Source organism: Mesorhizobium silamurunense, from assembly GCF_014843825.1.
Classification (GTDB): domain Bacteria; phylum Pseudomonadota; class Alphaproteobacteria; order Rhizobiales; family Rhizobiaceae; genus Mesorhizobium; species Mesorhizobium silamurunense.
Window position 1 is genome coordinate 1 of record NZ_JHQR01000369.1, and the last position, 10,729, is coordinate 10,729.

At 64.1% G+C, this 10,729-nt stretch carries 12 protein-coding genes; 5 read left to right on the forward strand and 7 right to left on the reverse strand.

Annotation, left to right across the window (positions count from 1 at the left end):
• The 7 genes from DH10_RS33580 to DH10_RS33610 all read right to left on the reverse strand — a co-directional run.
• The coding region (locus tag DH10_RS33580; RefSeq protein WP_192385819.1) for an alcohol dehydrogenase catalytic domain-containing protein at positions 1 to 484 on the reverse strand (484 nt) is incomplete at its 3' end.
• Positions 485 to 556: 72 nt separating this feature from the next.
• The gene (locus DH10_RS33585) at positions 557 to 1,522 is read right to left on the reverse strand and encodes an ABC transporter permease (RefSeq protein ID WP_192253145.1); all 966 of its coding nucleotides are present in this window, start codon (positions 1,520 to 1,522) and stop codon (positions 557 to 559) included.
• Complete coding sequence (locus DH10_RS33590) at positions 1,519 to 3,072, reverse strand: sugar ABC transporter ATP-binding protein (RefSeq protein WP_192253142.1); 1,554 nt, start codon at positions 3,070 to 3,072, stop codon at positions 1,519 to 1,521. The genes DH10_RS33585 and DH10_RS33590 overlap by 4 nt, the downstream gene beginning before the upstream one ends.
• Positions 3,073 to 3,333: 261 nt before the next feature.
• Positions 3,334 to 4,329, reverse strand: a complete 996-nt coding sequence (locus DH10_RS33595) for an ABC transporter substrate-binding protein (protein WP_192253139.1) — start codon at positions 4,327 to 4,329, stop codon at positions 3,334 to 3,336.
• Between the two features lie 76 nt (positions 4,330 to 4,405).
• The gene (locus DH10_RS33600; protein WP_192253136.1) at positions 4,406 to 4,669 is read right to left on the reverse strand and encodes a hypothetical protein; all 264 of its coding nucleotides are present in this window, start codon (positions 4,667 to 4,669) and stop codon (positions 4,406 to 4,408) included.
• Between the two features lies 1 nt (position 4,670).
• A complete protein-coding gene (locus DH10_RS33605; protein ID WP_192253133.1) occupies positions 4,671 to 5,669 on the reverse strand; it encodes an aldo/keto reductase in 999 nt (332 codons plus the stop codon).
• A 46-nt stretch (positions 5,670 to 5,715) separates the two neighbouring features.
• Positions 5,716 to 7,221, reverse strand: coding sequence for a UxaA family hydrolase (locus tag DH10_RS33610; RefSeq protein WP_192253130.1), 1,506 nt, complete (start codon positions 7,219 to 7,221; stop codon positions 5,716 to 5,718).
• 255 nt (positions 7,222 to 7,476) lie between these two features.
• Between DH10_RS33610 and DH10_RS33615 the strand changes: the two genes are divergently transcribed.
• The 5 genes from DH10_RS33615 to DH10_RS33635 form a co-directional block, all read left to right on the forward strand.
• Positions 7,477 to 8,379, forward strand: a complete 903-nt coding sequence (locus DH10_RS33615) for a GntR family transcriptional regulator (protein ID WP_192253127.1) — start codon at positions 7,477 to 7,479, stop codon at positions 8,377 to 8,379.
• A 127-nt stretch (positions 8,380 to 8,506) separates the two neighbouring features.
• Positions 8,507 to 8,854 carry a DUF2946 family protein gene (locus tag DH10_RS33620; RefSeq protein ID WP_192253123.1) on the forward strand — a complete coding sequence of 116 codons (348 nt, stop codon included), beginning with the start codon at positions 8,507 to 8,509 and terminating at the stop codon, positions 8,852 to 8,854.
• 93 nt (positions 8,855 to 8,947) lie between these two features.
• Positions 8,948 to 9,475 carry a copper chaperone PCu(A)C gene (locus tag DH10_RS33625; protein ID WP_192253120.1) on the forward strand — a complete coding sequence of 176 codons (528 nt, stop codon included), beginning with the start codon at positions 8,948 to 8,950 and terminating at the stop codon, positions 9,473 to 9,475.
• 37 nt (positions 9,476 to 9,512) lie between these two features.
• Positions 9,513 to 10,031, forward strand: a complete 519-nt coding sequence (locus tag DH10_RS33630; RefSeq protein WP_192253116.1) for a YcnI family copper-binding membrane protein — start codon at positions 9,513 to 9,515, stop codon at positions 10,029 to 10,031.
• A gap of 52 nt (positions 10,032 to 10,083) precedes the next feature.
• The coding region (locus DH10_RS33635; protein ID WP_192385820.1) for a copper resistance CopC family protein at positions 10,084 to 10,729 on the forward strand (646 nt) is incomplete at its 3' end.

The window sequence follows — 10,729 nt, forward strand, 5'->3', positions numbered from 1 at the left end:
GCTGGCCGGGCGCGCCAAGCGACCGCCGCACGGCGTGCGCGCCGATCGCCAGGAATTCGACCGCCGCCGCATCGGCCAGCGAGAGGCCGTTTGCCGGGTAAAGGTTTTGCGCCGGCACCAGGACCTCGTCGCACATGGCGCCGTCGCGATGCACGCCCAGCACCTCGATGCTGACGCAGCAATTCGGCTTGCCGTGCCGGCAGGCGATGCACTTGCCGCAGGCGAGATAGGGATTGATGATCACAGGTTCGCCGACGGCGAGGACGACGCCTTCACCTCTCTCCACGACCGTGCCCGAGACCTCATGGCCCATGATGCGCGGATAGGCGAGGAAAGGGTGCTTGCCTTCGAAGATGTGGTAGTCGGTGCCGCAGATGCCGACATGGCTGACCGCCACCCGCGCCCAGCCGGCAGGCGGCGTCCCCGGCGCCGGGCGGTGCTCGAGAACAAGATCGCCGGGCGAGCGGCAGACGACGGCTTTCATGCGCAAATCCAGTATTTGCTAGACCGCCGGCCGGTGGCTGAGCCGGGCCGGCGCTCATGTTTCAAAGATGGTTCACTTGCCGCGACGGCGCAGGCCGTCGAAATAAACGATGACGATGATCAGCAGGCCGGTGATGACGCGCTGCCAGAAGGTGTTGACGTTGAGCAGGTTGGCGCCGTTGTTGATCGTCGAAAGGATGAAGGAGCCGATCAGCGGGCCGTGCACCGAGCCTATGGCGCCGAACAGCGAGGTGCCGCCGATTACCGACGAGGCGATGGCCTGCAGTTCATAGGTGTCGCCCTGCGTCGGGTTGCCGATGCCGATGCGCGATGCGAGCAGCACGCCGACGAAAGCGGCGAGCAGGCCGGACAGGATATAGGCCATGAAGATGGTGCGCGGGACGTTGACGCCCGACAGGCGCGCGGCCTCCGCATTGGAGCCGACCGAGAACAGATAGCGGCCCCAGCGCGTGTGATGCAGGAAGACATAGGACGGTATGGCGACCAGAATCACCATCCAGAAGAGATAGGGGATGCCGAGCAGCGAGCCGCGCGAGAAGGCCTGGAACGGATCGCTGTTGATCGAGATCGAGTTGCCGTTGGTCATCAGCAAGCCGATGCCGCGCAGCGAGGTCATGGTGGCCAGCGTGATGATGAAGGGCGGCAGACCCATCTTGACGATGCCGAAGCCATGGAACAGGCCGATGGCGACGCCGGCCAGCAAGGTGATCAGCACGGCCGCCCAGATCGGCCAGCCGGCATTGATCAACAGCGCAACAATGACGGTGGTGAAGCCGACGACGGCGCCAACCGAGAGGTCGATGCCGCCGGTGATGATGACGAAGGTCTGGCCGACCGCGAGGATGGCGATCAGCGAACCCTGGCGCAAAAGGTTGGTGATGTTGAGCGCCGTGGCGAAGGAAGGCGTGGCGACAGCCAGCACGACCCACATCAGCAGCAACAGGCCAAGCAGCGTCAGCCCGAACAGGGCATTGAAATTGCGCTTGGGTTTTTCGGCGGCGATCGCCTCGGTGGTCATTTTTGTCCTCCCGATTTTTCTTGTTTCTCGGCCAGTGCCTGACCCAAAATGTCCTCGTGGCTTGCGGTGCGGAAACCATGCGTGGCGACCAGCTTGCCGCGCCGGAACACGTGCAGCGTGTCGGCCAGCTCATAGACCTCGGGCAGATAGGACGAGATCAGGATGATGCCGGCGCCCTTGGACAGAAGCGTCGAGAACAGGCGATAGATCTCGGCCTTGGTGCCGACATCGACGCCGACCGTCGGCTCGTCGAAGATGAACAGCTTGGCGCCGTGCGCCAGCCACTTGCCGATGACGATCTTCTGCTGGTTGCCGCCCGAGAGGCTGGAGGCGAGCGCATTGCGCGTCGGCGTCTTAATGCGCAGGTCGGCGATCTGGCGGTCGGCCTCGGCCTTCTCCTTCGCATTGGAGATCAGAAGATTGTTCGAGATGCGCTTGTAGATCGGCAGGTTGAGGTTCATGCCGACCGGCAGGTTGAGGCAAAGGCCCTGGTCACGGCGGCTTTCCGGCGCCAGCGCCATGCCGAGCCGGATCGCATCGTGCTCGGAGTTGACCTGCACCTCCTTGCCTTGCCACAGGATCTGGCCGGCCGACTTCCTGTGGCGGCCATAGAGCGTGGTGACGAACTCGCTGCGGCCGGCGCCGATCAGGCCGTAGAGGCCGACGATCTCGCCGGCGCGGACGGTCACCGAGACGTTTTCGAAACCCCTGCCGGAAAGGTTCCTTGTCTCGACGATCGTCGTTCCCGGCGTGAAATGCTCCTTGTGGTAGATCTGTTCGATCGAGCGGTTGATCATCAGCTTGACCAATTCCGGCTCGCTGGTCTCGGCGATGTTGCGGGTGCCGACAAGGGTGCCGTCGCGCAGCACTGAGACGCGGTCTGCGAGCTCGAACACTTCCTCCATGCGATGGCTGATATAGATGATAGTGACGCCTTCGCCCTTCAGCCGGCGGATCAGCTTGAAGAGCTGGTCGGCTTCCTTGCGGGTGAGATAGGCGGTCGGCTCGTCGAAGATCAGGAATTTTGTGCCGCGCACGGTGGCGCGGGCGGCGGCGATCAGCTGCTGCTGGCCGATGGTGAGGTCGCCGAGCATGACATGCGCCGGCAGGTCGAAGCCGAGGCCGTCGATGATCTTCTGCGCCTCTTTCACCATCGCGCGCTGCTGCAACAGGCCGAAGCGGGAATTCTCCTCGCCGAGGAACATGTTGGCGGCGACGGTGAGGTGGCGGCACAGCACGACCTCCTGGTGGACGGCATTGATGCCGAGCGCCATCGCCTCGTGGGGCGTGGCGAGCGCCTCGGGCTTGCCTTCCCAGATGACCTCGCCGGAGGTGCGCGGCATGACGCCGGTGAGCAACTTGATGAGCGTCGATTTGCCGGCGCCGTTCTCGCCGACGATGGCGTGGATCTCGGCTGCCTTGAAGGCAAGGTTCACCGGTTTCAGCGCATGCGTGCCGGGATAGCGCTTTTCGAGCCCATTGAGTTCCAGGATCGTCCTGCCGGGCTCCAGCGTGGGTGCGGGGTGCAGTTCCTGCGCCGTCGACGTCATGACAGTCCTCCCAGATTGATCTCAACCGTTGGGTACGCGGCGATGCGTCTGGCGTGCATCTTGAAGGCGAAGCCTAAAGCGGTTCAGCTTCTAATGAAACGCCGACCCGCTTTAGGAGTTTGTACTCGCGCAATTCCGGACGGAACACGGCTTCGCACTTTTTCTGGAATTGCTCCGTAGCAAGCCGGCGAATTTCCAAGCCTTTCCGCGGCGGATGTTTCCGGGGCGTCGCGGCCCCGGAAACGATTGGCGCGATGCCGCTCAGTTGAGCTTCGGGTTGAGCAGCGCGTCGATCTTCGGATCCTTCATGTTGTCCTTGGTGACGAGGTTGGCGCCGGTGTCGACATTGGCCTCGACCTTCTCGCCCTTCGAGGCGGCGAGCGCGGTCTTCACGCCGTCGTAGCCCATCCGGTACGGATCCTGGACGACGAGGCCGGAGATGACGCCGTCGTTCAAGAACTTGATCAGCTTCTCGTCGCTGTCGAAGCCGATCAGCGCTACCTTGCCGGCAAGGCTGTTCTCAGCGATCGCCTGGCCGACGCCCTGCGCCATGATCAGGTTGGAGGCGAAGATGCCCTTGAGGTCCGGATTGGCGGTGATCAGGTCGGTCGCGATGTTGAGGCCCGTGGTGGCCTGGCCGTCGGCATATTTGTCGGCGACGAGCTCGAGGCTCGGATATTTCGCCTTTAGCTGTTCCTTGAAGCCCTGGGCGCGCTGTTCGAGCGAACCGGCGCCCGGCAACGCGGTGATCAGCGCAACCTTGCCTTCGACCTTGCCGCCATTGGCGGCGCCGATCGCAGCCGCCAAACCGTCAGCCGCGACGCGGCCGCCCTGGACGTTGTCGGTGGTCAGGAAGGAAGTGAACGCCTTGGATTCGGCGCTGGAGTCGATGCCGATGACCTTGACCTTGCTCGCCGCTTCGTCGATCGGCTTGCCGAGCGCCTTGGCTTCGGTCGGCGCGATCACAACTGCGGCCGGATTGCCGGCGACCGCGTTCTCGAGGATCGAGATCTGGCCGTTGACGTCGGTCTCGGCCTGGGCGCCGAGTTCCGGCACGTTGACGCCGAGGTCCTTGCCGGCCTTGCGGGCGCCGGCCAGCACGATCTGCCAGTAGAAGGAGGTGGTGTCCTTGACGATGATCGGGATGGTTACGTCGGCCGCCGAGGCGGGTGCCGAATGCATCGCGCCGGCGAGCATCGAGGCGGCGGCGAGAGCCACGAAGGCGCGGCGGTTGAGAAGGCTGGTCACGAATTTCATTAGGTTCCTCCCTAAAGGTCGCCCGGTGAAGGTTCGGAAGCTCCATCTGGATAGGCGCGAGCCAAACAGAACTTTATCAATAAAAAACATTTGCCGCCTTTTGATAGTGCATCGCCCCGGCCGATGCAAGCGGTGTTTGGTGTCGTTTGCGTAATGATGGCGGGGGCGGGATCCGCTCTGCCGGCTCCTCTCCGGCGGCACTCAGATGCTTCCGTTCCTCCTTTCCAATATGGAATGAAAATTCCATAAATCCGTCAATTGGAATATTCATTCTTTTTCGGGAATCGCACGATTTTGAAGCAAGGCCGGGCACGCGGCCGGCAAGCGCGACCGCCGGCATCTCAGCCGAGCTGCTGGACGATCGTGTGAGGATCATATTTGGCGAATTCAGCCGCCGGCACCTTGATGTCGAGCAGTTCGAGATTGCGCGTCAGATTGGCGGGCTTGGCTGTGCCGATCAGCACCGAGGCAACGACAGGCTCGTGCAGAGGGAACTGGAACGCAGCAGCGGCCAGCGGGTAGCCACCTTCCGCGGCGATCTTTTCCATCGCGCCGACCCGGTCGAGAATATCCCTGCTCGCCGGCAGGTAATCGAAATGCGCGCCGTGCACCGGGCCCGTCGCCAATATGCCTGAGTTGAAGACGCCGCCGATAATCAGCGAGGTCTTGCGCTCGCGGCAGAGCGGCAGCAACTCCGCCTCCGCGCTGCGGTCGAGCAGCGTGTAACGGCTGGCGAGCAGGATGCAGTCGAGCGGCGCGCGGCGGAGCACGTCGAGGCAGATCTGGACTTCGTTGACGCCGAGGCCGTAGGCCGAGATCGTGCCGGACGACTTCAGCTCTTCCAGCGCCTTCAGCCCGCCTTCCATCAGCTGGCGGAAATGGATTTTCGTCGCCTCGACGCCATGCGTATAGGTGCCGATGTCGTGGACGAACAATATATCGATCTTGTTGAGGCCGAGCCGCGCGTAGGAAAAATCCACCGAGCGCATGATGCCGTCGTAGGAATAGTCGTAGTCGAGCGCGAAGGGCAGCGGGTCGACATAGGAGTGATCGGGAACCTGATCCTCCGGCACCGGCCGGAACAGGCGCCCGACCTTGGTCGAAAGCACATAGGAGGAGCGCGGCTTCTCACGCAGGAAATCGCCGGTCCGGCGCTCCGACAGGCCGAAGCCGTAGAAGGGCGCGGTGTCGAAATAGCGCAGGCCGCCGTCCCAGGCGGTCTGCAGCGTTTCCATCGCGGGCTCGCGCGGACAGGCGCGATAGAGCCCGCCGATGGCCGCACCGCCGAAACTGATCTCGGTCACTTCGAGCGCGGTCGCGCCGATCCGGCGTTTGTTCATCAAAGCCTACCCCTTTGCCGTTCGACCGGCGTTATTTTGACAGGACTTAGAGCGTCGCCCCGAGATGCCAGGGCACGAACTCGTTGTCGCCGTAGCCGAACGCTTCGCTCTTGGTCTTGCGGCCGGAGGCCGTCTCGATGATCAGCTCGAAGATCTCGCGGCCCATGCCGGCGATGGTCTTCTCGCCTGAGGCTATGACGCCGCAATTGACGTCCATGTCCTCTTCCATCTGGTGGTACATGGTCGAGTTGGTGGCGACCTTGATCGACGGCGTCGGCCGGCAGCCGAAGCAGGAGCCGCGGCCGGTGGTGAAAACGATGACGTTGGCGCCGCCGGCGACCTGGCCGGTGGCCGAGACCGGGTCGTAGCCGGGCGTATCCATGAACACCAGGCCGTGCCCGCTGACCTTCTCGGCATAGCCGAAGACGCCGTTGAGCGGCGTCTGGCCGCCCTTGGCGACGGCGCCCAGCGACTTCTCAAGGATGGTGGTCAGGCCGCCGCGCTTGTTGCCGGGCGAGGGGTTGTTGTCGATCGAAGCGCCATGCTTGGCGGTATGGTCCTCCCACCACTTCACATAGCTGTCGAGCTTGGCGGCGATCTCGGGCGAGGCGGCGCGGTAGGCTAGCAGATGTTCGGCGCCGTAGATCTCGGTGGTTTCCGACAGGATCCCGATGCCGCCGCAGCCGGCGAGGATATCGACCGCTGCGCCCAGCGCCGGGTTGGCGGTGATGCCGGACATGCCGTCCGAGCCGCCGCACTGCAGGCCGACGACGATCTCGCTGACCGGTATCGGCTCGCGCTGCAACTGGCCGACTTCCTCGGCGATCTCGGCCAGCACGCCCATCGCCTTCTCGACCGATTTGCGCGAGCCGCCGGCCTCTTGGATGTTGAAATGCCGCTTTCCGGCAGCGACGCCTTTCTGGCCGTAGAGGGTGAGCTGGTTGACCTCGCAGCCGAGCCCCACCATCAACACGCCGCCGAAATTCGGATGGCGCGCATAGCCTGCGAGCGTGCGGTGCAGAACCATCATGCCGTCGCCGGTGGCGCTCATTCCGCAGCCCTGGCCATGGACGATCGGCACGAAACCGTCGATGCCGGGATATTTCGGCAAAAGCGTGCGGTTGGCCTCGTCGGCGATCGCATGGCAGACGGTGGATGAGCAATTGACGCTGGCGATGATGCCGATGAAGTTGCGCGTTCCCGCGCGACCGTCGGCGCGTCGGTAACCCATGAAGGTGCGCTTGCGGTCGGCCTCGGTGGCATGCTCGGCCTCGCTCGGCGGCACGACCGGCAGGCGCCCGCTCTCGAAGACCAGATTGTGCGAGTGGACGTGCTCGCCCGGCGCGATGGCTTGAGTGGCGCGGCCGATCGCCTGCGCGTACTTCACCACCGCTTCGCCCGCCGCGATCGGCTTGATCGCCACTTTGTGCCCGGGTTCGATCGCAGCCGCCGCCAGCGCGCCTCCGGGCAACGCCGTGCCGATCTCGATGCGGCCATTGGCGACTGCGACATTGTCGGCGGGGGAAAGAAGGATGGTATTTGCGGCGTTCACGAGCGGCTGTCCTGGGTAAACCTGGGAGTGCGGGCGGATTGACATACGCCCGTTTGAGGATAATGTCTTTTATCGTGAAAAAACATTTTTGCGTCAATTGTTTTTTCATCGCGGGGCGGCGTGCGCCCTTGGGTGCATGGTTGCCCGTTTGGCAGGGCCGGCGAAATTCGATTCCGCATTTCGGAGGCTTGCGCTAGGAACACCGATCATATCGCGCTTCCGGCCGGCCGCCGCAAGCGTTGGGGGATACGGGGCATGTCGAAGAGCAACAACGTCTACAAGGACGCCTTCAACCGCGGACTGCGGCTGCTCGACGAAACCAAGAGCCTGCCGTCGGAGCCCGAGCTCGGCACGCTGCTCGGCGTCAGCCGCACCACGGTGCGCAGCATCCTTTCGCGCATGGAGGAGACCGGGCTGATCGCCTGGAACAAACGCAACAAGACGGTGCTGAGATCGCCGCGGCCGGACGATTTCTTTCCCGAGGAAGAGACCGATTCGCTGGCCGAGATCATCGAGCGCTCCTTCATGCGCCGGCTGCTTGCCGAGGGCGCCGAAGCGGGCATGCAGATCAACGAACTGGAGCTGGCGCGCGAGATCGGCGTCGGCACCACCAGCGTGCGGGAATTCCTGATCCGCTTCTCGCGCTTCGGGCTGATCGAGAAGCGGCGCAACAGCCATTGGGTGCTGAAAGGCTTCACACGGGCCTTTGCGCTGGAACTGACCGAGATCCGGGAAATGTTCGAGCTGCGCTCGGCCGCCGCCTTCGTCGCACTGCCGGAGGATAGCGCGGTCTGGGCCGATCTCGACCGGCTGGAGGTCGAACATCGTCAACTGGCCAGCGAGATCGCCACGCGCTTTAACGAATTCTCCGAGCTCGACGAGCGCTTCCACCGGCTGATCCACCGCGCCTCGCACAACCGCTTCATCGTCGATTTCTACGATGTGATCGCGATGATCTTCCACTATCACTATCAGTGGAACAAGGCGCAGGAGCGCGAGCGCAACGAGGTCGCGGTCCAGGAGCATCTGGCCTATATCGCGGCGTTGAAATCGCGCGATCCGGGCAAGGTGGACGCCGCCTGCCGGAAACATCTGAAGTCGGCGCGCCAGACGCTGCTGAGCTCGATTCCGGAAGGGCGCCAGCTACAGCCCGCCTGATGAGACGCATCGCGCCGCGTTGCCGCAGCCTGGTTTTGCCGATTTTGCGGCTTCCGGCCCCATGCTAGGGTCAGCCGAGTTGCTGGAAAGAGGCAGTCCGTTGAATATCCGGCTGAGACGATGGAGGATGCCGGCCGCGTTGGTCGCGGCGCTGCTGCTGTTGCTCCAGTCGGCGCTTGGCGCCTTCGCCTTCGGCGCACCTTCACAGCTCGATGCCTTCGGCAACGTCATCTGCACCCATGACGGGGCGGTCAAGCTTCCGGGCGGCGATCCGCACCAGCAGCACATGCCGGCCTGCTGCTCGCTCGGCTGCAGCATGGTTTCGCCCGCGCATCTGCCGCCGCCGGACAGCGGCGCGCTTGCCCGGATCTCGGCCTTCGAAGCAGTTGCTTTCCCGCCCCCGGCTTTCCGGCATCTCGATTTCGCCCGCGACCGCTCTCCCGCCAATCCGCGAGCGCCACCGGCAACGGTCTGACGAAAACCCGCGAAACCTTTCGCGGGCGCATTCATCCAAGATCAGACTGCTCGCGACCGCATGACGGCGCGATCTCATACCCATGGAGCAACCATGTCCAATCTTCTTCCTGTAGCGCGTGCGCAAGCTCGTCCGCGCGGTTTCGAACAGCTCGGCCTTGCCGCGTTCGTCCTCCTTATCCTGTTGGCCTGCGTTCGCGGCGCCCTGGCACATGAATTCAAGGCCGGTGACCTCGAGATCGGGCACCCGTGGTCGCGCGCCACGCCTCCGGGCGCCAAGGTGGCCGGCGGCTATTTCACCGTCACCAACAAGGGCAGCGCGCCGGACCGGCTGCTGTCGATTTCCTCCGATATTTCGGACACGGCCGGGGTGCATGAAATGGGCGTCAAGGACGGCGTCATGACCATGCGGCCGATCAATGGCGGGCTCGAGATCCCCGCCGGTGGAAAGATCGCGCTCAAGCCCGGCGGCTTTCACGTGATGTTCATCGGCCTCAAGCGGCAGCCCAAACAAGGCGAAAAGTTCCCGGCGACGCTAACCTTCGAGAAGGCCGGCAGCGTCACCGTCGAGTTCGCTGTCGAAGGCATGGGCGAGACGGAGATGGACGATCACGTCGAGTGATCCGTTATCCGCGCCATTCGAATTCAGAGGGACATTCATGAAAAAACATCTTTTGGCGGCCGGCGCGCTTTTCGCGCTCGGAACCAATGCCGCGCTCGCGCACATCACGCTCGAAACCCAGGAAGCGGCCGTCGGTTCGACCTACAAAGCTGTTCTACGCGTGCCGCATGGCTGCGAAGGCAAGGCGACGACCGCGGTTCGCGTGCAAATCCCGGAAGGCGTCATTTCGGTCAAGCCGATGCCGAAGCCCGGCTGGACGCTGCAGATCAAGAAAGGCAGGTACGAGAAGTCCTATCAGCTCTATGGCGAGACACTGACCACCGGCGTCAAGGAAATCGACTGGAGCGGCGGCAACCTGCCCGACGACTTCTATGACGAGTTCGTCTTCCGCGCTTCGCTGGCGGCCGATCTGCCCGCGGGCCAGATGCTCCATTTCCCGGCGGTGCAGGAATGCGGCGACGCCGCGGATCGTTGGATCGAGATTCCGGCGGCGGGACAGGATGAGGAAGCGCTGGAAAATCCGGCGCCCGGCATCAAATTGCTGCCGAAGAAATGATCTCTTGATGGCGCGTCCCATTCGGGCGCGCCATCGCTTCTCGAAAGACCGCATGAACGCAGCAACTTTCCCAACCCGCCCGAGCGGCATCCGCATCGGGCCAGTCAGCAGCGGCCTGGTCGCGGCTCTCGTGCTGATGACGCTGCTGGTGCTGCCATGCCGCGCACTTGCGCACGCAGCGCTGGTCGCGACCGATCCGGCCGATGGCACGGTGTTGGTGCGGAGTCCGGCGCATTTTTCGCTGACCTTCAGCGAGCCGGTCTCGCCGCTGGTCCTCACCCTGGTGCGGCCGGATGGCACGCGGCTTGCGCTGACCTCCTTTCGCCTCAACTACCGGACCGTCGAGGTCGACAATCCCGAGACGCTCAAATCCGGCACGCATGTGCTGAGCTGGCGGGTGATCTCGGAGGACGGCCATCCCGTCGGCGGCTCGGCGCTGTTTTCCGTCGGCGCGCCAAGTGCGACGCCAGAGACGGGCGAAGCCGTCGACTGGTCGCTGCGCACGGCGATCTGGATCGGCAAGCTCCTTCTCTATGCCGGCCTCTTTCTCGGCGTCGGCGGCGCCTTCTCGCTCGCCTGGCTCGCCGTACACCGGCGGTGCGGCCGGCGCTTCGTCATCAGCGCTCTGCTCTGCGGACTGGTCGCCGCTCCGGTTTCGCTCGGCTTGCAGGGGCTGGACGCGCTTGGCGCGCCGCTCG

Excerpts from the sequence above, each read along its gene's own strand:
- DH10_RS33620 (WP_192253123.1), top strand. The coding sequence starts at position 8,507 with ATGCCGGCCGCGTTGGTCGCGGCGCTGCTGCTGTTGCTCCAGTCGGCG.
- DH10_RS33615 (WP_192253127.1), top strand. The coding sequence starts at position 7,477 with ATGTCGAAGAGCAACAACGTCTACAAGGACGCCTTCAACCGCGGACTG.
- DH10_RS33625 (WP_192253120.1), top strand. The coding sequence starts at position 8,948 with ATGTCCAATCTTCTTCCTGTAGCGCGTGCGCAAGCTCGTCCGCGCGGT.
- DH10_RS33590 (WP_192253142.1), bottom strand. The coding sequence starts at position 3,072 with ATGACGTCGACGGCGCAGGAACTGCACCCCGCACCCACGCTGGAGCCC.
- DH10_RS33585 (WP_192253145.1), bottom strand. The coding sequence starts at position 1,522 with ATGACCACCGAGGCGATCGCCGCCGAAAAACCCAAGCGCAATTTCAAT.
- DH10_RS33630 (WP_192253116.1), top strand. The coding sequence starts at position 9,513 with ATGAAAAAACATCTTTTGGCGGCCGGCGCGCTTTTCGCGCTCGGAACC.
- DH10_RS33605 (WP_192253133.1), bottom strand. The coding sequence starts at position 5,669 with ATGAACAAACGCCGGATCGGCGCGACCGCGCTCGAAGTGACCGAGATC.
- DH10_RS33595 (WP_192253139.1), bottom strand. The coding sequence starts at position 4,329 with ATGAAATTCGTGACCAGCCTTCTCAACCGCCGCGCCTTCGTGGCTCTC.
- DH10_RS33600 (WP_192253136.1), bottom strand. The coding sequence starts at position 4,669 with ATGCCGGCGGTCGCGCTTGCCGGCCGCGTGCCCGGCCTTGCTTCAAAA.